The sequence below is a fragment of the Bacillus aerius genome, from assembly GCF_029894105.1.
Classification (GTDB): domain Bacteria; phylum Bacillota; class Bacilli; order Bacillales; family Bacillaceae; genus Bacillus; species Bacillus altitudinis.
Map to the genome: position 1 here is coordinate 14,766 of NZ_JARYHO010000001.1, position 24,847 is coordinate 39,612.

Consider the following 24,847-nt stretch of genomic DNA (forward strand, 5'->3'; position numbering starts at 1 on the left):
GATGGACATCCTCTTAGTCGATGGATACAACATGATAGGTGCATGGCCTCGTTTGCAGCACTTAAAAGAAAACAGCTTTGAAGAAGCCAGAGACGTGCTGATTCAACATTTAGCAGAATATCAAGCATATACAGGGTATCGAGTCATTGTCGTATTCGATGCCCATATGGTCAAAGGAATCGAAAAGAAGCGGACAAACCACCGAGTAGAGGTCATCTTTACAAGAGAAAATGAAACGGCTGATGAGCGGATTGAAAAACTGGCACAAGACTTGAATAACATTCGGACGCAAATTCATGTGGCGACCTCTGATTATACAGAACAATGGGCGATTTTTGGGCAGGGTGCACTTCGTAAGTCAGCACGAGAGCTCTTAAGAGAGATAGAAGTGATTGAACGAAAGATTGAAACACGTGTCAAAAAGATTACTTCTGATAAACCAGCATCCAAAATTGAATTGTCAGAAGATGTATTGAAAACGTTTGAAAAATGGCGGCGGGGAAACTTGGAATAGCTTGACGATATTTCAACCATTATTGTATAATATTTCTATCTAGGTGCGGTCGGGGGGATCGAAGTGAATCTAAACAACAGCAAGGGTAAGTCCATCAGAGAGCAATTTTGCCAGTTGGAAGATGAACAAGTCATTGAAAGGGTTCATGTCGGAGATAGTGATGCGCTAGATTATTTAATAACGAAATACCGCAATTTTGTACGTGCGAAAGCAAGATCTTATTTCTTGATTGGAGCGGATCGAGAGGACATTGTCCAAGAGGGGATGATCGGACTTTATAAGTCTATCCGCGATTTCAGAGAGGACAAGCTTACTTCATTTAAGGCTTTTGCAGAATTATGTATTACCCGCCAAATTATCACCGCAATTAAAACAGCTACTCGCCAAAAACATATCCCGTTAAATTCCTATGTATCATTAGACAAGCCGATATACGATGAAGAATCGGACAGAACATTATTGGACGTCATTTCCGGTGCTAAAGCGCTTAACCCAGAAGATTTAATCATTAGCAAAGAAGAATTTGATGATATTGAAATGAAAATGGGTGAATTACTAAGCGAGCTGGAAAGAAAGGTACTTGTGCTTTATCTTGATGGTAGGTCCTATCAGGAGATTTCTGAAGATTTAAACCGTCATGTGAAATCAATTGATAACGCACTCCAAAGAGTAAAGAGAAAATTAGAGAAATATTTAGAGCTGCGCGAGATCAGTCTCTAATCAAACCTATATTGACAGCTTTTTCGACACTGTGATAAGGTACTAAGGAAATGATGTCGAGAAAATAGGTGTAAATATGAGGAAAAAGATTACTCTAGCCTGTAAAGACTGCGGAAGCCGCAATTATACGACAATGAAAAGTGTTGCTTCAGCAGCTGAAAGATTAGAAGTTAAGAAATATTGCAAGACTTGTAATTCACATAAAACACATTTAGAAACGAAGTAGGATTTGCGTTCTTTAATCTGTGGAGGTCTTTTACATGCGTATTATCAGTTTCTTAAAAAGTGTCGGGAAAGAAATGAAAAAGGTCAGCTGGCCAAAGAAAAACGAAATGGTCCGCTACACGATCACTGTTATTTTAACAGTCGTATTTTTTGCCATCTTTTTCTCTTTTCTTGATATAGGAATCTCACAATTAATCGAATTAATTCATTAATACTTGAATAATGGTCTGCTGAACGTGCTATAATAGATCATAATATGACTTGCCAAAAAACCCGTTTTACGGGTTTTTTCAATTGCTTGAAAATATTTACCGGTACTCGAGATTCGTCAAATAGACATTACGAAATGTGGGGAGGGAAGGACTAAATAGTCCTGAACGAAAATGGAAAAGAATTGGTATGTTGTGCATACGTACTCTGGCTATGAGAACAAAGTGAAAGCGAACTTGGAAAAGCGTGTTGAATCAATGGGCATGCAGGATAAAATTTTCCGCGTTGTTGTACCAGAAGAAGAAGAAACGGACATTAAAAACGGTAAGAAAAAAGTAGTGAAAAAGAAAGTATTCCCTGGATATGTGCTAGTAGAAATCGTCATGACTGACGATTCTTGGTATGTCGTTCGTAATACACCAGGTGTGACAGGATTCGTTGGATCAGCTGGATCAGGCTCTAAGCCGACAGCGTTATTACCTGGCGAAGCGGAAACCATTCTGAAGAGAATGGGACTTGAAGAGCGCAAGACAGAAATCGACTTTGAACTAAAAGAAACAGTCAAGGTCATCGATGGACCATTTGCTAACTTCACAGGCTCTATCGAAGAGATTGATTATGATAAAAGCAAAGTCAAAGTATTCGTTAATATGTTTGGTAGAGAAACTCCTGTGGAACTTGAGTTCACACAGATCGATAAATTGTAATTTAAAAGAGCTTGAAATGAGTGTATAGAAGTGGTAATATAGCAAAGGTACGTCTTGAGTTCGCTCAAGATCGCTAGCTAGTTATTTCGTCATTCATATAAAGAATGAAGTTGTTGAGTGGGAGGGGGATTCCCCTATTACCACATCACGGACTTTAAGGAGGTGTGTCTCGTGGCTAAAAAAGTAGTAAAAGTTGTTAAATTGCAAATTCCTGCTGGAAAAGCTAACCCAGCTCCACCAGTTGGACCTGCACTAGGTCAAGCCGGTGTTAATATCATGGGATTCTGTAAGGAGTTTAACGCTCGTACAGCTGACCAAGCTGGTCTTATCATTCCTGTTGAAATTTCGGTTTTTGAAGACCGTTCATTTACATTTATTACTAAAACTCCACCTGCTGCAGTATTACTTAAAAAAGCAGCTGGTATTGAGTCTGGTTCTGGTGAACCTAACCGTAATAAAGTGGCAACTGTTAAGCGTGATAAAGTACGCGAAATCGCGGAAACAAAAATGCCTGACTTAAACGCTGCTAGCGTTGAATCAGCTATGCGCATGGTTGAAGGTACTGCACGCAGTATGGGTATTGTCATCGAAGATTAATTTTTTGTCTTGTTGGGTTGCGAGTTTGGTTTTGACAAGTTCGCAACCCTTATTCGTGGGAGGTTATTCCGCTAAAACCACATAAGGAGGATTTTTATAATGGCTAAAAAAGGTAAAAAGTATGTAGAAGCTGCTAAGCTGATCGATCGTACAAAAGCGTATGATGTTGCTGAAGCTGTTTCTCTTACAAAAAAAGCAAATACAGCGAAATTTGATGCGACTGTAGAAGTTGCTTTTCGTTTGGGCGTAGACCCTCGTAAAAACGATCAACAAATCCGCGGTGCAGTTGTACTTCCTAACGGAACTGGTAAAACTCAACGCGTTCTTGTGTTCGCTAAAGGCGAAAAAGCAAAAGAAGCAGAAGCTGCTGGAGCAGACTACGTTGGAGATTCTGATTACATCACTAAAATCCAACAAGGCTGGTTCGAATTCGATGTAATCGTTGCGACACCTGACATGATGGGTGAAGTTGGTAAGATCGGTCGTGTACTTGGACCAAAAGGTCTTATGCCAAACCCTAAAACAGGAACTGTAACTTTCGAAGTTGAAAAAGCAATCAATGAAATCAAAGCTGGTAAAGTAGAATACCGCGTTGATAAAGCTGGTAACATCCACGCGCCAATCGGAAAGGTTTCTTTCGAGGACGAAAAGCTTGTTGAGAACTTTGCAACAATCTATGACACAATCCTTAAAGCAAAACCTGCAGCGGCTAAAGGTGTATACGTGAAAAACGTTTCTGTTACATCTACTATGGGCCCTGGCGTGAAAGTGGACCCATCTTCTTTCTCTGCAAAATAATTCTTGACTTGTCACAACCGTTTTGATAATATCAAAATGTTGTAAAATAGAATAATCATTTATACCGTAGACAGCAGGGGCCTTATGGCTTAATTAACCCGCCGAGGTGTATATGTCACAGTCTTACGTTAACGTATGCTTGTATATACAGCCTCCATGTCTTAATGGAGGCTTTTTATATGGAGAACCGTTCGTTAGGAACGTGATGGCCTGATCGGTATAAGTGTTACACAAAGAATGTACAGGAGGTGTAACCATGAGCAATGCAATCGATACTAAAAAAGTTGTCGTTGATGAAATTACTTCTAAGTTTAAAGACAGTATGTCTACTGTAATCGTAGATTACCGCGGTCTTTCAGTTTCTGAAGTGACTGAACTTCGTAAACAGCTTCGTGATGCTGGCGTAGAATTCAAAGTTTACAAAAATACTTTGACTCGCCGTGCAGTTGAACAAGTTGAACTAACGGGTTTAAACGATTTCTTAACAGGTCCAAACGCTATCGCATTCAGTAACGAAGATGTTATCGCACCTGCGAAAATCATCAACGAATTTGCGAAAAGCCACGAAGCTTTAGAAATCAAAGCTGGTGTTATCGAAGGAAACGTAGCGACTGTAGAAGAAGTGAAGGCTCTTGCGGAACTTCCGTCTCGCGAAGGCTTACTTTCTATGTTGCTTAGCGTTCTTCAAGCTCCAGTTCGTAACCTTGCTCTTGCTACTAAAGCAGTTGCAGATCAAAAAGAAGAACAAGGCGCTTAATGCGTACTTGACGTAAAAAACTTAAAATGGAGGAATTACAAATGGCTTTAAATATCGAAGAAATCATTGCTTCAGTTAAAGAAGCAACTGTACTTGAGTTAAACGACTTAGTAAAAGCAATCGAAGAAGAATTTGGCGTAACTGCTGCTGCTCCTGTAGCTGTAGCTGCTGGTGGCGGTGCTGCTGCTGAAGAAAAAACTGATTTTGATCTAGTACTTGCTGGTGCTGGAGACCAAAAAATCAAAGTTATCAAAGTGGTTCGTGAAATCACTGGTCTTGGCTTGAAAGAAGCTAAAGAACTTGTTGACAACACTCCAAAACCACTTAAAGAAGGTATTGCTAAAGAAGAAGCTGAAGAACTTAAAGCTAAGCTTGAAGAAGTTGGCGCTTCTGTAGAAGTTAAGTAATCTTCGCCTAATCTTTTGGGAAAGCTCGCTTTTACTGGCGGGCTTTTTCTTTTCTTATCTCCTGAAACGATTGAATCCAGAGGAGGTCCATTCACCATGAGTGACCACTATTATACGGAAAAGCCATCAGTGAAAAGCAATAAACAGACATGGGACTTCACCTTGAGAAACCGTAGCTTTACTTTTACAAGTGACAGTGGAGTGTTTTCTAAGAAAGAAGTCGACTATGGTTCGAGGCTTTTAATTGAAGCTTTTGAAGAACCTGACTTGGATGGCGACGTCTTAGATGTCGGTTGCGGTTATGGACCGATCGGCTTATCGTTAGCAAACGAAATGACAGGCCGCACCATTCATATGATTGATGTGAACGAAAGAGCAGTCGAACTTTCAAAGGAAAACGCTAAGCATAATCGCATTGATAATGTCCGCATCTATCAAAGTGATTTGTTCTCGAATGTTCATTCATCAGCTGCTTTTGCCTCTATACTGACCAATCCCCCAATACGGGCAGGGAAGAAAGTAGTACATGCGATCTTTGAAAAAAGTGCTGATCATTTATTGCCGGAAGGTGAGTTGTGGGTGGTTATTCAGAAAAAACAAGGTGGACCATCTGCGATTGAGAAATTAGAGCAGCTTTTTGGAGAAGTGACGGTCGTTATGAAAAAAAAGGGCTACTATATTATCAAAGCTAAAAAAGTTTGACGCAGTTTCCTAGCTGTGTTAACATTATAAAATGCCAATGTGTATATTTTGCTTGATAGGCTTAAAAAACAACTATTTTGTATAAATTATGCATACTTGGGAAAACTAATAAAATCGGTATTTGTTTTTGGATGTGGTTTTCTTATTTTAGAAACCCTTTTTTCTTTTGTCTTGTAAAAGTATTTCTTTACTGACATTTGAAAGACAGAAATACTTTTTACACATATAATACGCATGATTTGAGGGGTGAATCAGTTGACAGGTCAACTAGTTCAGTATGGACGACACCGCCAGCGCAGAAGCTACGCACGCATAAGCGAAGTGTTAGAATTACCAAATCTCATTGAAATTCAAACCTCTTCTTATCAGTGGTTTCTTGATGAGGGTCTTAGAGAGATGTTTCAAGATATATCCCCAATTGAGGATTTTACTGGTAACCTTTCTCTTGAATTCATTGATTACAGCCTAGGGGATCCTAAGTATCCTGTAGCAGAATCAAAAGAACGTGATGTAACTTACTCTGCTCCACTAAGAGTAAAAGTTCGTTTAATTAACAAAGAAACTGGAGAAGTAAAAGACCAAGACGTGTTTATGGGTGATTTCCCAATCATGACAGACACAGGTACTTTTATCATTAATGGTGCGGAACGTGTAATCGTTTCTCAGTTAGTACGTTCTCCAAGTGTATATTTCAGTGGTAAAGTAGACAAAAACGGTAAAAAAGGTTTTACTGCGACTGTCATTCCAAACCGTGGCGCATGGTTAGAATACGAAACTGATGCGAAGGATGTAGTCTATGTACGCATCGATCGCACACGTAAGTTGCCGGTTACGGTTCTTTTGCGTGCTCTCGGCTTCAGCTCTGATCAAGAGATTCTTGACCTCATTGGCGAGAATGAATACTTACGCAACACGTTGGAAAAAGACAATACAGAGAATGCCGATAAAGCACTTCTCGAAATCTACGAGCGTCTTCGTCCTGGAGAGCCGCCAACTGTTGAAAATGCGAAAAGCTTGCTAGACTCTCGCTTCTTTGATCCGAAGAGATATGACTTAGCAAATGTTGGACGCTACAAGATTAATAAGAAGCTTCATATTAAAAATAGACTATTCAATCAAAAATTGGCTGAAACGCTAGTTGATCCTGAAACAGGTGAAATCCTAGCAGAAAAAGGTCAAATTTTAGATAGAAGAGTGCTTGATAAAGTTCTTCCATACTTAGAAAACGGCATCGGATTTAGAAAGCTTTATCCAAACGGTGGCGTAGTAGAAGATGAAGTAGAACTTCAATCTATCAAGATTTATGCACCAACTGATCAAGAAGGCGAGCAAGTGATCAACGTGATTGGTAATGCATATGTAGAGGAAGCTGTGAAGAACATCACGCCTTCTGACATCATTGCTTCAATCAGTTACTTCTTTAACCTGCTTCATGGAGTAGGTGACACAGATGATATCGATCACCTTGGTAACCGTCGTCTGCGTTCTGTAGGTGAACTTCTGCAAAACCAATTCCGTATTGGTTTAAGCAGAATGGAGCGTGTTGTTCGTGAAAGAATGTCGATTCAAGACACGAACACGATCACACCTCAGCAGCTGATCAACATCCGTCCTGTGATCGCTTCTATCAAAGAGTTCTTTGGTAGCTCTCAGCTTTCTCAGTTCATGGATCAAACAAACCCGCTTGCTGAATTGACGCACAAACGTCGTCTGTCAGCGCTTGGACCGGGTGGTTTGACACGTGAGCGTGCAGGAATGGAAGTTCGTGACGTTCACTACTCTCACTATGGGCGTATGTGTCCGATTGAAACACCAGAGGGTCCAAACATTGGTTTGATCAACTCTCTATCTTCATTTGCAAAAGTGAATCGCTTCGGCTTTATTGAAACACCTTACCGCCGGGTTGACCCTGAAACAGGTAAAGTGACGCCGAGAATCGATTACTTAACGGCTGATGAAGAGGATAACTACGTTGTAGCACAAGCGAACGCTATATTAGGTGAAGATGGTTCGTTTATCGATGATAATATCATTGCTCGTTTTAGAGGGGAAAACACCGTTGTTCCTCGAAACCGCGTTGACTACATGGATGTTTCGCCAAAGCAGGTTGTTTCTGCGGCGACAGCATGTATCCCATTCTTAGAAAACGATGACTCTAACCGTGCTCTAATGGGAGCAAACATGCAACGTCAGGCTGTGCCTTTGATGCAGCCGGAATCACCGATTGTTGGTACAGGTATGGAGTATGTATCAGGTAAAGACTCTGGTGCTGCTGTGATCTGTCGTTACCCAGGTGTTGTAGAACGTGTTGAAGCGAAGAATATTTGGGTTCGCCGTTATGAAGACGTTGACGGACAACAAGTCAAAGGAAACCTAGACAAATACAGCTTGCTGAAATTTGTCCGCTCTAACCAAGGGACTTGCTACAACCAGCGCCCAATTGTAAGTGTTGGAGATGAAGTCGTCAAAGGAGAAATCCTTGCAGACGGTCCTTCTATGGAAAAAGGTGAATTGGCTCTAGGACGTAACGTCATGGTCGGCTTCATGACTTGGGACGGTTACAACTATGAGGATGCGATCATTATGAGTGAGCGCCTTGTAAAAGATGACGTCTACACTTCTATTCATATTGAAGAATATGAATCAGAAGCTCGTGATACAAAGCTTGGACCAGAAGAAATTACGCGTGATATTCCAAACGTTGGGGAAGATGCTTTACGCAACCTTGACGAGCGTGGAATCATCCGTATTGGTGCAGAAGTAAAAGACGGAGATCTTCTTGTCGGGAAAGTAACGCCTAAAGGTGTAACAGAACTAACAGCTGAAGAACGTCTATTACATGCAATCTTCGGTGAAAAGGCTCGCGAAGTACGTGATACGTCTCTACGTGTACCACACGGCGGCGGCGGAATCATCCACGATGTCAAAGTCTTTAACCGTGAAGATGGAGATGAATTACCACCAGGTGTTAACCAGTTAGTCCGTGTATACATCGTTCAGAAGCGTAAAATTTCTGAAGGTGACAAAATGGCCGGACGACATGGTAACAAAGGGGTTATCTCCAAAATCCTTCCAGAAGAAGATATGCCATATCTTCCAGATGGAACACCGATTGATATCATGTTAAACCCTCTAGGGGTACCATCTCGTATGAATATCGGTCAGGTACTTGAGCTTCATATGGGTATGGCTGCACGTTACCTAGGCATCCACATTGCGTCACCAGTATTTGATGGTGCGCGTGAGGAAGATGTTTGGGAAACGCTTGAAGAAGCAGGTATGTCCCGTGATGCGAAAACAGTCCTTTATGACGGTCGAACTGGTGAACCATTCGATAACCGTGTATCAGTCGGAATCATGTACATGATCAAACTGGCTCACATGGTTGACGATAAACTTCACGCTCGTTCAACTGGACCATACTCACTTGTTACGCAGCAGCCACTGGGCGGTAAAGCACAGTTTGGTGGACAGCGTTTCGGAGAGATGGAAGTATGGGCACTTGAAGCTTACGGTGCAGCATATACACTTCAAGAAATCTTAACTGTAAAATCGGATGACGTTGTGGGTCGTGTGAAAACATACGAAGCGATCGTCAAAGGGGATAACGTACCTGAACCAGGTGTCCCTGAATCATTCAAAGTATTAATTAAAGAACTTCAAAGTTTAGGTATGGATGTGAAAATCCTATCTGGCGATGAAGAAGAGATAGAAATGAGAGATTTAGAAGACGATGAGGAAACGAAGAAAGCAGACGGATTAGCGTTATCTAATGACGAAGATGCTGCAGACCTCGCACCTGTCGATCTTGAACGTGACGCAGTCACAAAAGAATAGCAGAAACGATTAGAGCAAGTGACTAGGGTATAACCCGAAGATTAAAAGGGAGGTAGGCCCCTTGCTAGATGTGAACAATTTTGAGTATATGAACATCGGTCTCGCATCACCTGATAAAATCCGTTCTTGGTCTTTTGGTGAAGTGAAAAAGCCTGAAACGATTAACTATCGTACACTGAAACCGGAAAAAGATGGTCTCTTTTGTGAACGTATCTTCGGACCGCAAAAAGACTGGGAATGTCATTGTGGAAAGTATAAACGCGTTCGTTATAAGGGTGTTGTATGTGACCGTTGTGGTGTAGAAGTAACACGGGCAAAAGTCCGTCGTGAGAGAATGGGGCATATCGAACTGGCTGCCCCAGTTTCCCACATTTGGTATTTCAAAGGTATCCCAAGCCGTATGGGTCTTGTTCTAGATATGTCACCACGTGCGTTAGAAGAAGTGATTTACTTCGCTTCTTACGTCGTGACTGATCCGGGCAACACACCGCTTGAGAAGAAACAACTTCTTTCTGAGAAAGAATTCCGTGCTTATTTAGATAAATACGGTAACACCTTCCAAGCAGCTATGGGTGCAGAAGCAATTAACAAACTTCTTCAAGATATCGACCTTGTGAAAGAAGTAGATACACTCAAAGAAGAGCTAAAAACAGCTCAAGGACAGCGTCGTACACGTGCGATCAAACGCCTTGAAGTGTTGGAAGCTTTCCGTAACTCAGGAAACAAACCGTCTTGGATGATCCTTGATGTACTTCCGGTTATTCCACCAGAATTACGTCCAATGGTTCAGCTTGATGGCGGACGTTTTGCTACTTCTGACTTGAACGACCTTTATCGTCGTGTCATCAACCGTAACAATCGTCTGAAACGTTTATTAGATCTTGGCGCGCCAAGCATCATCGTTCAGAACGAGAAGCGTATGCTTCAAGAAGCTGTCGATGCCTTGATTGATAATGGACGTAGAGGCCGACCAGTAACAGGACCAGGAAATAGACCATTGAAATCTCTTTCTCACATGCTGAAAGGGAAACAAGGACGTTTCCGTCAAAACTTGCTTGGTAAACGTGTTGACTATTCTGGACGTTCCGTTATCGTCGTTGGACCACATTTGAAAATGTATCAGTGTGGACTTCCGAAAGAAATGGCTCTTGAACTATTCAAACCATTCGTGATGAAGGAGCTTGTTGAAAAAGGATTAGCTCACAACATTAAGAGCGCGAAACGTAAGATTGAGCGCGTGCAGCCGGAAGTTTGGGATGTTTTAGAATCAGTAATTCGTGAGCATCCAGTTTTACTAAACCGTGCACCAACTCTTCACAGACTTGGTATTCAAGCGTTTGAACCTACACTTGTGGAAGGACGTGCAATTCGTCTGCATCCACTTGTATGTACTGCCTACAACGCTGACTTTGATGGTGACCAAATGGCGGTTCACGTACCATTATCTGCTGAAGCTCAAGCTGAAGCTCGTATCTTAATGCTTGCTGCTCAAAACATTTTGAACCCGAAAGATGGAAAACCTGTTGTTACGCCATCTCAGGATATGGTGCTAGGTAACTACTACCTTACACTTGAGCGTAAAGGTGCTATCGGAGAAGGTATGGTCTTCAAAGATACGAACGAAGCCCTTCTAGCTTATCAAAATGGGTATGTGCATCTTCATACACGTGTAGCTGTTGCAGCTAACTCGTTGAAGAATGTGACATTCACTGATGAACAGCGTTCTAAATTGTTGATTACAACAGTTGGAAAACTAATCTTTAACGAAATCTTACCGGAATCATTCCCTTACATGAATGAGCCGACAAAGAGCAATATTGAAGAAAAAACGCCTGACCGCTTCTTCCTTGAAAAAGGAGAAGATGTCAAAGCTGCGATCGAGAAACAAGAAATCAATGCGCCGTTCAAAAAAGGTATTTTAGGTAAAATCATTGCGGAAATCTTTAAGAGATTCCATATCACTGAGACATCTAAAATGCTTGACCGCATGAAAAATCTTGGTTTCAAATACTCTACTAAAGCGGGTATTACGGTTGGGGTGTCTGATATCGTCGTATTAGATGATAAACAGAAGATCCTCGAAGAAGCGCAAGCAAAAGTAGATAACGTCATGAAGCAATTCAGACGTGGTTTGATTACTGAAGAAGAGCGTTACGAGAGAGTCATTTCGATCTGGAGTTCTTCTAAAGATGTCATCCAAGGTAAACTGATGAAGTCCCTTGATGAAGTCAACCCTATCTACATGATGAGTGACTCTGGAGCGCGTGGTAACGCATCTAACTTCACTCAGCTGGCTGGTATGCGTGGTCTGATGGCCAACCCGGCTGGACGTATCATTGAACTTCCGATTAAATCTAGTTTCCGTGAAGGTTTAACCGTATTGGAATACTTTATTTCCACTCACGGAGCGCGTAAAGGTCTTGCCGATACAGCTCTTAAAACAGCTGACTCAGGTTACCTCACGCGTCGTCTCGTTGACGTTGCACAGGATGTTATCATCCGTGAAACAGATTGCGGTACAGACCGTGGAATCTTGGCGAAGTCCATTAAAGAAGGAAATGAAATTATTGAGAAACTTGAAGAACGTCTTATCGGACGTTTTGCAAGAAAACCAATTATTCATCCTGAAACGGGCGAAGTCATTGTTGGCGAAAACGAACTAATTGATGAAGATAAAGCACTTGAAGTGGTTGAAGCAGGAATCGAGGAAGTATGGATCCGTTCTGCATTTACATGTAACACGCCTCATGGTGTATGTAAACGATGCTACGGCCGTAACCTTGCAACTGGTACTGACGTTGAAGTCGGTGAAGCAGTTGGAATCATCGCTGCACAATCGATCGGTGAGCCAGGAACACAGCTTACAATGCGTACGTTCCACACCGGTGGGGTAGCAGGAGACGATATCACTCAAGGTTTACCTCGTATCCAAGAGTTATTTGAAGCGCGCAATCCGAAAGGGCAGGCAACCATTTCTGAAATTGATGGTGTCGTTGCTGAAATTAACGATGTTCGTGACAAGCAGCAGGAAATTGTGGTTCAAGGCGAAGTTGAAACTCGCTCTTACACAGCTCCTTACAATGCACGTCTGAAAGTTGTTGAAGGTGACAAAGTCACTCGTGGTCAAGTACTGACAGAAGGTTCAATCGATCCGAAAGAACTTCTTAAAGTGACTGACATGACAGCTGTTCAAGAATATCTGCTTCATGAAGTACAAAAAGTATACCGTATGCAAGGGGTAGAAATCGGAGATAAGCACGTAGAAGTAATGGTTCGCCAAATGCTTCGTAAAGTGCGTGTCGCTGATGCGGGGGATACAGATGTATTACCAGGCACACTTCTTGATGTACACCAATTCACAGAAGCGAACAAAAAAGTACTATTCGAAGGCAAACGTCCTGCAACAGGCCGTCCAGTTCTTCTTGGTATTACAAAAGCATCGCTTGAAACAGACTCATTCTTGTCTGCAGCATCCTTCCAAGAAACGACTCGTGTCCTAACAGATGCGGCGATCAAAGGAAAACGTGATGAACTGCTTGGCTTGAAAGAGAATGTCATCATCGGTAAACTTGTTCCTGCTGGAACTGGAATGCCAAACTACCGTAAAGTTAAGCCGGTTTCACAAGTGCAGCCGTCTGACGATATGGTTCCTGTAGAGTAATCTTTCTCTTAAGATTTCTATAAAAATCATCAAAAAATAGTGAAGGATGTCAAGATAATCTGTCAAACGATATTGACATCCTTCTGCCATGATGATAATATAACCAAGGTGCTCAAAATAAAACCTGTTACTTTGGAGGATATTCGATGTCTTATGATAAAGTATCACAGGCTCAATCCATTATTATTGGTACGAAGCAAACAGTAAAAGCTCTGAAACGAGATTCAGTGAAGGAAATCGTCGTAGCGAAAGATGCTGATCCTGCTTTAACCGCTAGTGTAATGAAACTAGCGCAAGAGAAGGGTGTAGACATTTTAGTGGTAGATTCCATGAAAAAGCTCGGCAAGGCCTGCGGAATTGAAGTTGGGGCAGCAGCTGTTGCCATTATGTTATAGCGTACTTGTTTTGTTTTTGCATGCTTAAAATGCAAAAGCATTGTTTTTTGCCTTTTGATGAACCACCTGGGTATGTGGGTTATAAAAAAAGTAATGAAGGGAGGAATAACAACATGCCTACAATTAATCAGCTAATACGCAAAGGACGCGTGAGTAAAGTTGAAAACTCAAAGTCTCCTGCACTTAACAAAGGATACAACAGTTTCAAAAAAGAGCACACTAACGTAACATCTCCACAGAAGCGCGGGGTTTGTACTCGTGTCGGTACAATGACACCGAAAAAACCAAACTCAGCACTACGTAAATATGCTCGTGTACGTTTGTCTAACCTGATTGAGGTAACAGCTTACATTCCTGGTATCGGACATAACCTACAAGAGCACAGTGTAGTACTTATCCGTGGCGGACGTGTAAAAGACTTACCGGGTGTACGTTACCACATCGTTCGTGGTGCGCTTGATACTGCCGGAGTTGACGGTCGTATGCAAGGACGATCTAAATACGGAACAAAACGCCCTAAACAAAGCAAATAATATAAACAAACATAAGGGTTTTTAGAAGTTGAGTTCAGATCAGTGGAGTCAGGCAGCTGACAATGAAATTGAGATGAAAGACAGATAGAAATCCTTTTAAAAGAGAAGGGAGGCTATTCAGATGCCACGTAAAGGTCCTGTAGCAAAAAGAGACGTTTTGCCAGATCCAATTTACAATTCTAAACTTGTATCTCGTTTGATCAACAAAATGATGATCGACGGTAAAAGAGGAAAGTCACAAACTATTCTCTACAAGTCATTTGATATCATCAAAGAACGTACTGGTAATGAAGCGATGGAGGTTTTCGAACAAGCCTTGAAAAACATCATGCCAGTTCTTGAAGTTAAAGCACGTCGTGTAGGTGGAGCTAACTACCAAGTTCCTGTAGAAGTTCGCCCAGACCGTCGTACGACTTTAGGTCTTCGCTGGTTAGTAAACTATGCTCGTCTTCGTGGAGAAAAAACGATGGAAGAGCGTCTTGCTAACGAAATCCTTGACGCAGCTAACAACACTGGTGCTGCTGTTAAGAAACGTGAAGATACACACAAAATGGCAGAAGCGAACAAAGCATTCGCTCACTACCGCTGGTAGGATTTATACCAAACTAAAAAAACTATTCCCTAATAAGGAAGGAGAAATTACCCAATGGCAAGAGAGTTCTCCTTAGACAAAACTCGTAATATTGGTATCATGGCTCACATCGATGCCGGTAAAACGACAACGACTGAGCGTATCTTGTACTACACTGGTCGTATCCATAAAATTGGTGAAACTCACGAAGGGGCTTCACAAATGGACTGGATGGAGCAGGAGCAAGAACGTGGTATTACAATCACTTCTGCTGCTACTACAGCACAATGGAAAGGTTACCGTGTAAACATCATTGATACACCAGGACACGTAGACTTCACTGTTGAAGTTGAACGTTCTTTGCGTGTACTTGATGGTGCGGTTGCTGTTCTTGATGCACAATCAGGTGTAGAGCCTCAAACTGAAACAGTTTGGCGCCAAGCAACAACTTACGGAGTACCTCGTATCGTATTCGTTAACAAAATGGATAAAACCGGTGCGGACTTCCTTTACTCTGTAAGCACATTAAGAGATCGTCTTCAAGCGAACGCTCATGCAATTCAATTGCCGATCGGCGCTGAAGATCAATTCGAAGGAATCATCGACCTTGTAGAAAACGTAGCATACTTCTACGAAGATGACCTTGGAACTCGCTCTGATGCACAAGAAATCCCTGCTGAGTATAAAGACAAAGCTGAAGAGCTTCGCAGTAGCTTAATTGAAGCTGTCGCTGAGCTTGATGAAGAGCTTATGGAAAAATACCTTGAGGGTGAAGAAATCACAATTCCTGAATTGAAAGCTGCAATCCGTAAAGGAACTTTGAATGTTGAATTCTACCCAGTTCTTGTTGGTTCTGCTTTCAAAAACAAAGGTGTTCAGCTTGTACTTGACGCTGTGCTTGACTACCTTCCTGCACCAACTGATGTTGCTGCAATCAAAGGTACATTGCCAGATACAAATGAAGAGGTTGTACGTGAGTCTACTGATGACGCACCATTCGCAGCTCTTGCATTTAAAGTTATGACTGACCCTTATGTTGGGAAACTAACTTTCTTCCGCGTATACTCTGGAACACTTGATTCTGGTTCTTACGTGAAGAACTCTTCTAAGAACAAGCGTGAACGTGTTGGACGTATCCTTCAAATGCACGCAAACAGCCGTGAGGAAATCTCTACTGTATATGCAGGGGATATCGCAGCAGCTGTTGGTCTTAAAGATACATCTACTGGTGATACTCTTTGTGACGAGAAAAATCTTGTTATCCTTGAGTCTATGGAATTCCCAGAGCCAGTTATCGATGTAGCTATCGAGCCAAAATCTAAGGCTGACCAAGATAAAATGGGTATCGCTTTAGCTAAACTAGCTGAAGAGGATCCAACATTCCGTACACAAACAAACACTGAAACTGGTCAAACGATCATCTCTGGTATGGGTGAGCTTCACCTTGATATCATTGTTGACCGTATGAAGCGTGAGTTCAAGGTTGAAGCTAACGTAGGAGCTCCTCAAGTTGCGTACCGTGAAACATTCCGTTCTAGTGCAAAAGTTGAAGGTAAATTCGTACGTCAGTCTGGTGGACGCGGTCAGTTCGGACACGTTTGGATCGAATTCGAACCAAACGAAGAAGGTGCAGGCTTCGAATTCACAAATGCAATCGTCGGTGGGGTTGTTCCACGTGAATACATTCCAGCAATTCAAGCAGGTCTTGAAGATTCACTAGAAAATGGTGTATTAGCTGGATTCCCATTAATCGACATCAAAGCAAAATTATTCGATGGATCTTACCACGATGTTGACTCTAACGAAATGGCGTTTAAAATTGCTGCATCTATGGCATTGAAAAATGCTGTCAGCAAATGTAACCCAGTTCTACTTGAGCCAATGATGAAAGTAGAAGTCGTTATCCCAGAAGAATACATGGGAGACATCATGGGTGATATCACATCTCGTCGTGGACGTGTAGAAGGTATGGAAGCTCGCGGTAACGCTCAAGTTGTTCGCGCTATGGTTCCACTTTCTGAAATGTTCGGATATGCAACTGCACTCCGTTCTAACACACAAGGACGCGGTACTTTCACTATGCACATGGATCACTACGAAGAAGTGCCTAAGAGCATCAGTGAAGAAATCATCAAAAAAAATAAAGGTGAATAATTGATTTTGCCTTTAAACTAAAGTATAACTACTATTGAAGATCAGAAAGTGGGAGGTAACTCTTCACTTTCTATCACTCATACCAAATACAATGAACCTTTAAGGAGGATTTTTAGAATGGCTAAAGAAAAATTCGACCGTTCCAAATCGCATGCTAACATTGGTACAATTGGACACGTTGACCATGGTAAAACAACTCTAACTGCTGCTATCTCAACAGTTCTTCATAAGAAATCTGGTAAAGGTACAGCTATGGCTTATGACCAAATCGATGGTGCTCCAGAAGAGCGCGAGCGTGGAATCACAATCTCAACTGCACACGTTGAGTATGAAACTGAAACTCGTCACTATGCACACGTAGACTGCCCAGGACACGCTGACTATGTTAAAAACATGATCACTGGTGCTGCTCAAATGGACGGCGCGATCTTAGTAGTATCTGCTGCTGATGGTCCAATGCCACAAACACGTGAGCACATCCTACTTTCTCGTAACGTAGGTGTTCCTTACATCGTAGTATTCCTTAACAAATGTGACATGGTTGACGATGAAGAGTTACTTGAACTTGTTGAAATGGAAGTTCGTGACCTTCTTTCTGACTATGACTTCCCTGGTGACGATGTACCAGTTATCAAAGGTTCTGCTCTTAAAGCTCTTGAAGGTGATGCTGATTACGAAGCAAAAATCTTCGAACTTATGGATGCGGTTGATGAGTACATCCCAACTCCAGAGCGTGACACTGAGAAGCCATTCATGATGCCAGTTGAGGACGTATTCTCAATCACTGGTCGTGGAACAGTTGCTACTGGTCGTGTTGAGCGTGGACAAGTTAAAGTCGGTGACGAAGTTGAAATCATCGGTCTTCAAGAAGAAAACGGTAAAACAACTGTTACAGGTGTTGAAATGTTCCGTAAACTTCTTGACTATGCTGAAGCTGGTGACAACATCGGTGCACTACTTCGTGGTGTATCTCGTGAAGATATCCAACGTGGTCAAGTACTTGCTAAACCAGGTACAATCACTCCACATAGCCGTTTCAAAGCTGAAGTTTATGTACTTTCTAAAGAAGAGGGTGGACGTCACACTCCATTCTTCACTAACTACCGTCCGCAGTTCTACTTCCGTACAACTGACGTAACTGGTATCGTACATCTTCCAGAAGGTACTGAAATGGTAATGCCTGGCGATAACACTGAGATGGAAGTTGAACTTATCTCTACTATCGCTATCGAAGAAGGAACTCGTTTCTCTATCCGTGAGGGTGGACGTACTGTAGGTTCTGGCGTCGTTTCTACTATCATTAAGTAATAACAGTTAAAAGAGACTCCTTGCAAAAGGGTCTCTTTTTTTTGCTTTTCCAGTGCATAACGGCTACTATAAGCTATAGAATCTAAATGGAACCGAGAGGATCACTGGAATGGCGAAGACAATGTTGAAAAAGTGGCCGATTGGCGGGCTTGATCAATGGATTATGATAAAAGAAGATCAAGCAGAAAAAACAAAACCTGTTTTATTATTTTTACACGGTGGCCCAGGCTCAGCTCAAATGAGTTATATCGATTCCTTTCATAAGGAACTTGATCAAGACTTCACTGTTGTTCATTGGGACCAGCGCGGTGCAGGACTGTCTTATCAAAAAAACATTCCTGAGTCTTCTATGACCATTGGGCAATTCGTAGAGGATACGATTGAGCTTACAGAAAAACTGCTTTCTTATAATGATCAAACGAAAATATACATTGCGGGTTATTCATGGGGATCATTAATTGCGATACAAGCTGTACATAAACGACCAGATTTGTATCATGCCTATTATGGAATTAGTCAGGTGGTTGATGTATTAAAAGAGGATATTGTATCGTACGAACTTCTTCTAAAAAAATATCAAGGCAAGCATTTCTTCACTAGATGTCTAAGATTGCTGACACCACCCCCTTGGAAACGCACCTCTGCTCATGCTTTGTTCTCTCTATACAAAGAGTTCGCAAAAGTAGGGCTCACGCATAGGTGGAAGCCACTTTTTCAAATGCTGTATGCATTTCTTGTTAGTAAGCATTATCAGCTAAAAGATAAGTGGAAATTCCTTATGGGACAGAAGTATAGCCAGGATTTGCTGTGGGACGAGCTGATGAACGAAAGCATTCAATACCGAGTTTCTTCTATATTAATACCCTGCTACTTTATCATCGGGGAACATGACATGATTACACCAGCTGCTGTATCAAAACCATATGTTGATCAACTTACAGCACCAATAAAAGAGTGGTTTACTTTTAAAGAATCTGCGCATTCTCCGCATATTGAAGAGCCAGAAGAATTTATTCGTATCGTCAGGAAGACAGCTACACATCATCTTCAGGGAAAGCTTGATTTATAGGCTGAACCCCTGTATAATATGAAAAGTGTGCAAATCATAAATTTATCCGATTTATTATTGCAACACGCAGGCCAATTTGGTATAATAGTGCATGTTGGTCTTTGACTGCGATGAAGTGAGAGGTTGCTGACACACCCGGCCGCTTTGCCATGGCAAGGTGATCAGGTTTTTCTCACGGAGAACTGTCTAACGTAAGTAGGCGAAAAGGAGGGAAAATAATGGCAAAACAAAAAATTCGTATTCGTTTAAAAGCATATGATCATAGAATTCTTGATCAATCTGCTGAGAAGATTGTTGAAACGGCTAAGCGTTCTGGTGCTAGTGTATCTGGTCCAATTCCGCTTCCAACTGAAAAATCAGTTTACACAATCCTTCGTGCGGTGCATAAGTACAAAGATTCTCGTGAGCAATTTGAGATGCGTACTCACAAACGTCTAATCGACATCGTGAATCCAACTCCACAAACAGTTGATGCACTTATGCGTTTAGATTTACCATCCGGTGTAGATATCGAAATCAAACTTTAATTCAAATAGAAAACACATATTATAGGAGGTGTGACGAATGACCAAAGGAATCTTAGGTAGAAAAATTGGTATGACGCAAGTATTCGCAGAAAACGGTGATCTTATCCCTGTAACTGTTGTTGAGGCTGCTGCTAACGTTGTTCTTCAGAAGAAGACTACTGACACGGATGGCTATGAAGCAATCCAAATCGGTTTTGACGACAAACGTGAGAAGCTTTCTAACAAACCAGAGAAAGGCCACGTTGCTAAAGCGGAAACTGCTCCTAAGCGCTTCGTAAAAGAATTACGCGGTGTGGAGTTAGATGCGTATGAAGTTGGTCAGGAAGTCAAAGTTGATATTTTCGCAAATGGAGATATCGTAGATGTAACAGGAACATCAAAAGGTAAAGGATTCCAAGGGGCTATCAAGCGCCACGGACAATCACGCGGACCAATGACTCACGGTTCACGTTACCACCGTCGTCCTGGTTCAATGGGACCTGTTGATCCAAACCGAGTATTCAAAGGTAAACTTCTTCCAGGACGTATGGGCGGAGAGCAAATCACTGTCCAAAACCTTGAGATCGTTAAAGTTGATGCAGAACGCAATCTTCTATTGATCAAAGGAAACGTACCAGGAGCTAAAAAATCTCTAGTAACTGTAAAGAGTGCAGTTAAAACTAAATAACTCTCTTAGGAAAGGAGGAAACAAGTCATGCCAAAAGTAGCATTATTTAACCAAAACGGTTCTACTAACGGTGAAATCGAATTAAACGCTTCTGTGTTTGGAATTGAGCCAAACGAAAGCGTAGTATTCGATGCTATTCTTATGCAAAGAGCTTCCTTACGTCAAGGAACTCACAAAGTAAAAACTCGTTCTGAAGTACGTGGCGGAGGTCGTAAACCTTGGAGACAGAAGGGTACAGGTCGTGCTCGTCAAGGTTCTATCCGTTCACCACAATGGCGCGGAGGCGGTATCGTTTTCGGTCCAACACCACGCAGCTATTCTTATAAATTACCTAAAAAAGTTCGCCGCTTGGCTATCAAGTCAGTATTGTCTTCTAAAGTAATCGACAACAACATCATCGTTCTTGAGGATCTTACTCTTGATGCAGTGAAAACGAAAGAATTCGCAGGCATCCTTAAAGGGTTATCTGTTGAGAAGAAAGCGTTGATCGTCACTGCGGATGCAAACGAAACAGTTGCTTTATCTGCTCGTAACATCCCTGGAGTAACAGTTGTTGAAGCTAACGGTATCAACGTTCTTGACGTTGTCAACCACGACAAACTTCTGATCACTAAAGCAGCGGTTGAAAAAGTAGAGGAGGGACTTGCATAATGAAAGATCCTCGTGATGTTCTAAAGCGCCCTATCATTACTGAACGTTCTGCTGATCTAATGACAGAGAAGAAGTACACGTTCGAAGTTGATGTCAGAGCTAACAAGACAGAAGTGAAAGACGCTGTTGAAGAAATCTTTGGAGTGAAAGTTGAGAAAGTCAACGTTCAAAACTACAAAGGTAAATCAAAACGCGTTGGACGCTACACTGGTATGACTAGCCGTCGCAGAAAAGCGATCGTGAAATTAACTGCTGACAGCAAAGAAATCGAAATTTTTGAAGCGTAAATCTTAAAAAGAAGGAGGGAAATTCAAAATGGCGATTAAAAAGTATAAACCAACCAGTAATGGTCGTCGTGGCATGACTACTTCAGATTTTGCTGAAATCACGACTGACAAACCAGAAAAATCGTTGCTTGCACCGCTTCACAGAAAAGGCGGACGTAACAACCAAGGTAGATTGACTGTTCGTCATCAAGGTGGCGGTCACAAACGTCAATACCGTATCATCGACTTTAAGCGTGATAAAGACGGTATACCTGGACGCGTTGCTACAATCGAGTATGATCCAAACCGTTCAGCGAACATCGCTCTTGTAAACTATGCAGATGGTGAGAAACGTTACATTCTTGCTCCGAAAGGAATCCAAGTTGGTACTGAAGTTACTTCTGGACCAGAAGCTGACATCAAACCAGGTAATGCTCTTCCACTTATCAACATCCCAGTTGGTACAGTTGTGCATAACATTGAATTAAAACCAGGTAAAGGTGGACAATTAGTTCGTTCTGCTGGTACTTCTGCTCAAGTTCTAGGTAAAGAAGGTAAATACGTTCTTGTACGTTTGAACTCTGGTGAAGTACGCATGATCCTTTCTGCTTGCCGTGCGACTATCGGTCAAGTTGGAAACGAACAACACGAACTAATCAACATCGGTAAAGCTGGACGTTCTCGCTGGAAAGGCGTACGCCCAACAGTTCGTGGTTCTGTAATGAACCCTAACGATCACCCACACGGCGGTGGTGAAGGACGCGCTCCAATCGGACGTAAATCACCAATGTCTCCATGGGGTAAACCGACTCTTGGATTCAAGACTCGTAAGAAAACCAACAAGTCTGATAAATTCATTGTACGTCGTCGTAAAAACAAGTAACGGGGTTGTCTACGGTTCATTTAGGACCGTAGTTCAATCACGAAGGGAGGTTCCACAATGGCTCGCAGCTTAAAAAAAGGACCATTTGTTGATGATCATTTGATGGCTAAAGTCGAGAAATTGAATGAAACTGACAAAAAGCAAGTCGTAAAAACTTGGTCTCGTCGTTCTACAATTTTCCCGCAATTCATCGGTCACACAATCGCTGTCTATGACGGACGCAAACATGTACCTGTTTTCATTTCTGAAGATATGGTAGGTCACAAATTGGGCGAATTCGCACCAAGCCGTACTTACAAAGGTCATGCTAGTGACGATAAAAAAACAAGACGCTAATGAGAGGAGGCTTTTAAATGCAAGCTAAAGCTGTCGCAAGAACAGTCCGTATTGCTCCTCGTAAAGCACGTCTAGTAATGGACCTGATCCGAGGTAAGCAAGTAGGAGAAGCAGTTTCTATCTTAAACCTTACACCTAAGGCTGCTTCACCAATTATTGAAAAAGTATTAAAATCTGCTATCGCAAATGCTGAGCACAACTACGAGTTGGACGCTAACAGCCTAGTGATTACTCAAGCATTCGTTGACGAAGGTCCAACACTTAAGAGATTCCGTCCACGTGCTATGGGTCGTGCGAGCGCAATTAACAAACGTACTAGCCACATTACAATCGTTGTATCAGAAAAGAAGGAGGGATAATCCGTGGGTCAAAAGGTAAATCCAGTAGGTCTTCGTATTGGCGTCATTCGTGATTGGGAATCTAAATGGTTCGCAGGAAAAGATTACGCTGACTTCTTACATGAAGACTTGAAAATCCGTGAATTCATCAGCAAGCGTTTGTCTGACGCGTCTGTTTCTAAAGTAGAAATCGAACGTGCTGCAAACCGCGTAAATATCACAATCCACACGGCTAAACCAGGTATGGTAATTGGTAAAGGCGGATCTGAAGTTGAAGCACTTCGTAAAGCTCTTAACAGCCTAACTGGCAAACGTGTACACATCAACATTCTTGAAATCAAGAGAGCAGATCTTGATGCTCAGCTAGTTGCTGAAAACATCGCTCGTCAACTTGAAAATCGTATTTCATTCCGTCGTGCACAAAAACAAACAATCCAACGCACAATGCGTGCTGGAGCACAAGGAATCAAAACAATGGTTTCTGGTCGTCTTGGCGGTGCAGATATTGCTCGTTCTGAATATTACAGTGAAGGTACTGTTCCATTGCACACACTTCGTGCTGACATCGACTATGCTACTGCTGAAGCTGATACTACTTATGGTAAGCTTGGCGTAAAAGTATGGATCTATCGTGGAGAAGTCCTTCCAACTAAGAAGAATACTGCGGAAGGAGGAAAATAATATGTTATTGCCAAAACGCGTGAAGTATCGCAGAGAACATCGTGGAAAAATGCGTGGTCGTGCAAAAGGCGGCACTGAAGTACATTTCGGTGAGTTCGGTATCCAAGCTCTTGAAGCTTCTTGGATCACTAACCGTCAAATCGAAGCTGCTCGTATTGCTATGACTCGTTACATGAAACGTGGCGGTAAAGTTTGGATCAAAATTTTCCCTTCTAAGCCATACACAGCTAAACCTCTAGAGGTCCGCATGGGTTCCGGTAAAGGTGCTCCAGAAGGCTGGGTAGCTGTAGTAAAACCGGGCAAAGTTTTATTTGAAATTTCTGGTGTGTCTGAAGAAGTTGCTCGTGAAGCTCTTCGTCTTGCATCTCACAAATTGCCAATTAAAACGAAGTTCGTAAAACGTGAAGAAATTGGTGGTGAATCAAATGAAAGCTAATGAAATTCGTGACCTTACCACTGCTGAAATTGAACAAAAAGTAAAGTCTCTTAAAGAAGAACTTTTCAATCTTCGTTTCCAATTAGCGACTGGGCAGCTTGAAAACACTGCTCGCATTCGTGAAGTGCGTAAATCAATCGCACGCATGAAAACTGTGATTCGTCAAAGAGAAATCGCTGCTAATAAATAATAATTAGAGGGGAGGCCCCGCAAACATGAGCGAACGTAACCAACGTAAAGTGTATCAAGGTCGTGTTGTTTCTGACAAAATGGATAAAACCATCACTGTTGTAGTTGAAACATACAAAAAGCATTCACTTTATGGCAAACGTGTAAGATACTCTAAAAAGTTCAAAGCACATGATGAAAACAACCAAGCAAAAATCGGAGACATCGTAAAGGTCATGGAAACTCGTCCATTATCTGCGACTAAACGCTTTCGTCTAGTTGAAGTTGTCGAAGAAGCTGTTATTATCTAATAAAGTTCGGATTTCTTTTTCCGAAGGGAGGTAACATTAATGATTCAACAGGAGACTCGTTTAAAAGTAGCTGACAACTCTGGCGCACGCGAAGTACTAACGATTAAAGTTCTTGGTGGCTCTGGACGTAAGACGGCTAACATCGGTGATGTCATTGTTTGTACGGTTAAACAAGCAACACCAGGAGGCGTTGTCAAAAAAGGTGAAGTTGTGAAAGCAGTTATCGTTCGTACTAAGAGCGGAGCTCGCAGAAACGATGGATCTTACATCAGTTTTGATGAAAATGCATGTGTCATCATCCGTGACGACAAGAGCCCACGTGGAACTCGTATCTTCGGACCAGTAGCACGTGAACTTCGTGAAAACAACTATATGAAAATTGTTTCTTTAGCACCAGAAGTACTTTAATGAATACAAT

The 24,847-nt window shown here is 41.9% G+C and carries 30 protein-coding genes and 1 other annotated feature; all 30 genes read left to right on the forward strand.

The window, feature by feature from the left end; genetic code table 11:
* Position 1: 1 nt before the first annotated feature.
* The 30 genes from rae1 (at position 2) to rplN (ending at position 24,837) form a co-directional block, all read left to right on the forward strand.
* The gene (gene rae1 / locus M2353_RS00075) at positions 2 to 514 is read left to right on the forward strand and encodes a ribosome-dependent mRNA decay endonuclease Rae1/YacP (protein ID WP_007496285.1); all 513 of its coding nucleotides are present in this window, start codon (positions 2 to 4) and stop codon (positions 512 to 514) included.
* A 63-nt stretch (positions 515 to 577) separates the two neighbouring features.
* Complete coding sequence (sigH, locus tag M2353_RS00080) at positions 578 to 1,234, forward strand: RNA polymerase sporulation sigma factor SigH (protein WP_008345424.1); 657 nt, start codon at positions 578 to 580, stop codon at positions 1,232 to 1,234.
* Between the two features lie 76 nt (positions 1,235 to 1,310).
* Complete coding sequence (rpmG, locus tag M2353_RS00085; RefSeq protein ID WP_008356502.1) at positions 1,311 to 1,460, forward strand: 50S ribosomal protein L33; 150 nt, start codon at positions 1,311 to 1,313, stop codon at positions 1,458 to 1,460.
* A gap of 34 nt (positions 1,461 to 1,494) precedes the next feature.
* A complete protein-coding gene (secE, locus tag M2353_RS00090) occupies positions 1,495 to 1,671 on the forward strand; it encodes a preprotein translocase subunit SecE (protein WP_008345422.1) in 177 nt (58 codons plus the stop codon).
* Between the two features lie 171 nt (positions 1,672 to 1,842).
* Complete coding sequence (gene nusG, locus M2353_RS00095; RefSeq protein WP_003217197.1) at positions 1,843 to 2,376, forward strand: transcription termination/antitermination protein NusG; 534 nt, start codon at positions 1,843 to 1,845, stop codon at positions 2,374 to 2,376.
* A gap of 171 nt (positions 2,377 to 2,547) precedes the next feature.
* Positions 2,548 to 2,973 carry a 50S ribosomal protein L11 gene (gene rplK / locus M2353_RS00100; protein WP_003216956.1) on the forward strand — a complete coding sequence of 142 codons (426 nt, stop codon included), beginning with the start codon at positions 2,548 to 2,550 and terminating at the stop codon, positions 2,971 to 2,973.
* 99 nt (positions 2,974 to 3,072) lie between these two features.
* Positions 3,073 to 3,771 (forward strand): 50S ribosomal protein L1, encoded by a 699-nt coding sequence (gene rplA / locus M2353_RS00105; RefSeq protein WP_017359164.1) that lies wholly within the window; start codon positions 3,073 to 3,075, stop codon positions 3,769 to 3,771.
* A gap of 46 nt (positions 3,772 to 3,817) precedes the next feature.
* Positions 3,818 to 3,958: a sequence feature (ribosomal protein L10 leader region), on the forward strand.
* Positions 3,959 to 4,027: 69 nt separating this feature from the next.
* The gene (gene rplJ / locus M2353_RS00110) at positions 4,028 to 4,528 is read left to right on the forward strand and encodes a 50S ribosomal protein L10 (protein WP_003217048.1); all 501 of its coding nucleotides are present in this window, start codon (positions 4,028 to 4,030) and stop codon (positions 4,526 to 4,528) included.
* 41 nt (positions 4,529 to 4,569) lie between these two features.
* Positions 4,570 to 4,935 carry a 50S ribosomal protein L7/L12 gene (gene rplL / locus M2353_RS00115; RefSeq protein WP_008345418.1) on the forward strand — a complete coding sequence of 122 codons (366 nt, stop codon included), beginning with the start codon at positions 4,570 to 4,572 and terminating at the stop codon, positions 4,933 to 4,935.
* Positions 4,936 to 5,031: 96 nt separating this feature from the next.
* The gene (locus tag M2353_RS00120; RefSeq protein ID WP_007496296.1) at positions 5,032 to 5,637 is read left to right on the forward strand and encodes a class I SAM-dependent methyltransferase; all 606 of its coding nucleotides are present in this window, start codon (positions 5,032 to 5,034) and stop codon (positions 5,635 to 5,637) included.
* Positions 5,638 to 5,892: 255 nt separating this feature from the next.
* On the forward strand, positions 5,893 to 9,474 hold the full coding sequence (rpoB, locus tag M2353_RS00125) for a DNA-directed RNA polymerase subunit beta (protein WP_007496297.1): 3,582 nt from the start codon (positions 5,893 to 5,895) through the stop codon (positions 9,472 to 9,474).
* 61 nt (positions 9,475 to 9,535) lie between these two features.
* Positions 9,536 to 13,135 (forward strand): DNA-directed RNA polymerase subunit beta', encoded by a 3,600-nt coding sequence (rpoC, locus tag M2353_RS00130; RefSeq protein ID WP_035703898.1) that lies wholly within the window; start codon positions 9,536 to 9,538, stop codon positions 13,133 to 13,135.
* Between the two features lie 146 nt (positions 13,136 to 13,281).
* Positions 13,282 to 13,530: a 50S ribosomal protein L7ae-like protein gene (locus tag M2353_RS00135; RefSeq protein ID WP_008345416.1), complete on the forward strand. Its 249-nt coding sequence runs from the start codon at positions 13,282 to 13,284 to the stop codon at positions 13,528 to 13,530.
* A 113-nt stretch (positions 13,531 to 13,643) separates the two neighbouring features.
* Positions 13,644 to 14,063, forward strand: a complete 420-nt coding sequence (gene rpsL / locus M2353_RS00140; RefSeq protein WP_003216962.1) for a 30S ribosomal protein S12 — start codon at positions 13,644 to 13,646, stop codon at positions 14,061 to 14,063.
* Between the two features lie 121 nt (positions 14,064 to 14,184).
* Complete coding sequence (gene rpsG / locus M2353_RS00145) at positions 14,185 to 14,655, forward strand: 30S ribosomal protein S7 (protein ID WP_003216884.1); 471 nt, start codon at positions 14,185 to 14,187, stop codon at positions 14,653 to 14,655.
* A gap of 54 nt (positions 14,656 to 14,709) precedes the next feature.
* Positions 14,710 to 16,788, forward strand: a complete 2,079-nt coding sequence (gene fusA / locus M2353_RS00150; RefSeq protein WP_007496301.1) for an elongation factor G — start codon at positions 14,710 to 14,712, stop codon at positions 16,786 to 16,788.
* A 117-nt stretch (positions 16,789 to 16,905) separates the two neighbouring features.
* The gene (gene tuf / locus M2353_RS00155) at positions 16,906 to 18,096 is read left to right on the forward strand and encodes an elongation factor Tu (protein ID WP_007496302.1); all 1,191 of its coding nucleotides are present in this window, start codon (positions 16,906 to 16,908) and stop codon (positions 18,094 to 18,096) included.
* Between the two features lie 109 nt (positions 18,097 to 18,205).
* Entirely contained in the window at positions 18,206 to 19,165 is a 960-nt protein-coding gene (locus M2353_RS00160) for an alpha/beta fold hydrolase (protein WP_072368411.1), read from the forward strand.
* Between the two features lie 218 nt (positions 19,166 to 19,383).
* Positions 19,384 to 19,692 carry a 30S ribosomal protein S10 gene (gene rpsJ, locus M2353_RS00165; RefSeq protein ID WP_003156464.1) on the forward strand — a complete coding sequence of 103 codons (309 nt, stop codon included), beginning with the start codon at positions 19,384 to 19,386 and terminating at the stop codon, positions 19,690 to 19,692.
* A gap of 37 nt (positions 19,693 to 19,729) precedes the next feature.
* Entirely contained in the window at positions 19,730 to 20,359 is a 630-nt protein-coding gene (gene rplC, locus M2353_RS00170; protein ID WP_007496311.1) for a 50S ribosomal protein L3, read from the forward strand.
* Between the two features lie 27 nt (positions 20,360 to 20,386).
* Positions 20,387 to 21,010, forward strand: a complete 624-nt coding sequence (gene rplD / locus M2353_RS00175; RefSeq protein WP_007496312.1) for a 50S ribosomal protein L4 — start codon at positions 20,387 to 20,389, stop codon at positions 21,008 to 21,010.
* Positions 21,010 to 21,297, forward strand: coding sequence for a 50S ribosomal protein L23 (rplW, locus tag M2353_RS00180; protein WP_003217016.1), 288 nt, complete (start codon positions 21,010 to 21,012; stop codon positions 21,295 to 21,297). Before rplD ends, rplW begins: the two co-directional genes overlap by 1 nt.
* Before the next feature lie 28 nt (positions 21,298 to 21,325).
* On the forward strand, positions 21,326 to 22,159 hold the full coding sequence (gene rplB / locus M2353_RS00185) for a 50S ribosomal protein L2 (RefSeq protein ID WP_007496314.1): 834 nt from the start codon (positions 21,326 to 21,328) through the stop codon (positions 22,157 to 22,159).
* 57 nt (positions 22,160 to 22,216) lie between these two features.
* Complete coding sequence (rpsS, locus tag M2353_RS00190) at positions 22,217 to 22,495, forward strand: 30S ribosomal protein S19 (RefSeq protein ID WP_003216920.1); 279 nt, start codon at positions 22,217 to 22,219, stop codon at positions 22,493 to 22,495.
* Positions 22,496 to 22,512: 17 nt separating this feature from the next.
* Positions 22,513 to 22,854 (forward strand): 50S ribosomal protein L22, encoded by a 342-nt coding sequence (rplV, locus tag M2353_RS00195; RefSeq protein ID WP_007496316.1) that lies wholly within the window; start codon positions 22,513 to 22,515, stop codon positions 22,852 to 22,854.
* Positions 22,855 to 22,857: 3 nt separating this feature from the next.
* Positions 22,858 to 23,514 (forward strand): 30S ribosomal protein S3, encoded by a 657-nt coding sequence (gene rpsC, locus M2353_RS00200; protein WP_003217241.1) that lies wholly within the window; start codon positions 22,858 to 22,860, stop codon positions 23,512 to 23,514.
* Between the two features lies 1 nt (position 23,515).
* Positions 23,516 to 23,950 (forward strand): 50S ribosomal protein L16, encoded by a 435-nt coding sequence (rplP, locus tag M2353_RS00205; protein WP_003225801.1) that lies wholly within the window; start codon positions 23,516 to 23,518, stop codon positions 23,948 to 23,950.
* Positions 23,940 to 24,140, forward strand: coding sequence for a 50S ribosomal protein L29 (gene rpmC, locus M2353_RS00210; protein WP_003217155.1), 201 nt, complete (start codon positions 23,940 to 23,942; stop codon positions 24,138 to 24,140). Before rplP ends, rpmC begins: the two co-directional genes overlap by 11 nt.
* A 25-nt stretch (positions 24,141 to 24,165) precedes the next feature.
* Positions 24,166 to 24,429: a 30S ribosomal protein S17 gene (gene rpsQ / locus M2353_RS00215; RefSeq protein WP_003216906.1), complete on the forward strand. Its 264-nt coding sequence runs from the start codon at positions 24,166 to 24,168 to the stop codon at positions 24,427 to 24,429.
* 39 nt (positions 24,430 to 24,468) lie between these two features.
* Positions 24,469 to 24,837, forward strand: a complete 369-nt coding sequence (gene rplN / locus M2353_RS00220; protein WP_003216882.1) for a 50S ribosomal protein L14 — start codon at positions 24,469 to 24,471, stop codon at positions 24,835 to 24,837.
* The last annotated feature ends 10 nt before the right edge of the window (positions 24,838 to 24,847 follow it).

What these genes read in the sequence shown, in the direction of transcription:
- rae1 (WP_007496285.1), top strand. Translation starts at nt 2, where the DNA reads ATGGACATCCTCTTAGTCGATGGATACAACATGATAGGTGCATGGCCT.
- rpmG (WP_008356502.1), top strand. Translation starts at nt 1,311, where the DNA reads ATGAGGAAAAAGATTACTCTAGCCTGTAAAGACTGCGGAAGCCGCAAT.
- secE (WP_008345422.1), top strand. Translation starts at nt 1,495, where the DNA reads ATGCGTATTATCAGTTTCTTAAAAAGTGTCGGGAAAGAAATGAAAAAG.
- nusG (WP_003217197.1), top strand. Translation starts at nt 1,843, where the DNA reads ATGGAAAAGAATTGGTATGTTGTGCATACGTACTCTGGCTATGAGAAC.
- rplA (WP_017359164.1), top strand. Translation starts at nt 3,073, where the DNA reads ATGGCTAAAAAAGGTAAAAAGTATGTAGAAGCTGCTAAGCTGATCGAT.
- rplJ (WP_003217048.1), top strand. Translation starts at nt 4,028, where the DNA reads ATGAGCAATGCAATCGATACTAAAAAAGTTGTCGTTGATGAAATTACT.
- rplL (WP_008345418.1), top strand. Translation starts at nt 4,570, where the DNA reads ATGGCTTTAAATATCGAAGAAATCATTGCTTCAGTTAAAGAAGCAACT.
- M2353_RS00120 (WP_007496296.1), top strand. Translation starts at nt 5,032, where the DNA reads ATGAGTGACCACTATTATACGGAAAAGCCATCAGTGAAAAGCAATAAA.
- M2353_RS00135 (WP_008345416.1), top strand. Translation starts at nt 13,282, where the DNA reads ATGTCTTATGATAAAGTATCACAGGCTCAATCCATTATTATTGGTACG.
- rpsL (WP_003216962.1), top strand. Translation starts at nt 13,644, where the DNA reads ATGCCTACAATTAATCAGCTAATACGCAAAGGACGCGTGAGTAAAGTT.
- rpsG (WP_003216884.1), top strand. Translation starts at nt 14,185, where the DNA reads ATGCCACGTAAAGGTCCTGTAGCAAAAAGAGACGTTTTGCCAGATCCA.
- fusA (WP_007496301.1), top strand. Translation starts at nt 14,710, where the DNA reads ATGGCAAGAGAGTTCTCCTTAGACAAAACTCGTAATATTGGTATCATG.
- tuf (WP_007496302.1), top strand. Translation starts at nt 16,906, where the DNA reads ATGGCTAAAGAAAAATTCGACCGTTCCAAATCGCATGCTAACATTGGT.
- M2353_RS00160 (WP_072368411.1), top strand. Translation starts at nt 18,206, where the DNA reads ATGGCGAAGACAATGTTGAAAAAGTGGCCGATTGGCGGGCTTGATCAA.
- rpsJ (WP_003156464.1), top strand. Translation starts at nt 19,384, where the DNA reads ATGGCAAAACAAAAAATTCGTATTCGTTTAAAAGCATATGATCATAGA.
- rplC (WP_007496311.1), top strand. Translation starts at nt 19,730, where the DNA reads ATGACCAAAGGAATCTTAGGTAGAAAAATTGGTATGACGCAAGTATTC.
- rplD (WP_007496312.1), top strand. Translation starts at nt 20,387, where the DNA reads ATGCCAAAAGTAGCATTATTTAACCAAAACGGTTCTACTAACGGTGAA.
- rplW (WP_003217016.1), top strand. Translation starts at nt 21,010, where the DNA reads ATGAAAGATCCTCGTGATGTTCTAAAGCGCCCTATCATTACTGAACGT.
- rplB (WP_007496314.1), top strand. Translation starts at nt 21,326, where the DNA reads ATGGCGATTAAAAAGTATAAACCAACCAGTAATGGTCGTCGTGGCATG.
- rpsS (WP_003216920.1), top strand. Translation starts at nt 22,217, where the DNA reads ATGGCTCGCAGCTTAAAAAAAGGACCATTTGTTGATGATCATTTGATG.
- rplV (WP_007496316.1), top strand. Translation starts at nt 22,513, where the DNA reads ATGCAAGCTAAAGCTGTCGCAAGAACAGTCCGTATTGCTCCTCGTAAA.
- rplP (WP_003225801.1), top strand. Translation starts at nt 23,516, where the DNA reads ATGTTATTGCCAAAACGCGTGAAGTATCGCAGAGAACATCGTGGAAAA.
- rpmC (WP_003217155.1), top strand. Translation starts at nt 23,940, where the DNA reads ATGAAAGCTAATGAAATTCGTGACCTTACCACTGCTGAAATTGAACAA.
- rpsQ (WP_003216906.1), top strand. Translation starts at nt 24,166, where the DNA reads ATGAGCGAACGTAACCAACGTAAAGTGTATCAAGGTCGTGTTGTTTCT.
- rplN (WP_003216882.1), top strand. Translation starts at nt 24,469, where the DNA reads ATGATTCAACAGGAGACTCGTTTAAAAGTAGCTGACAACTCTGGCGCA.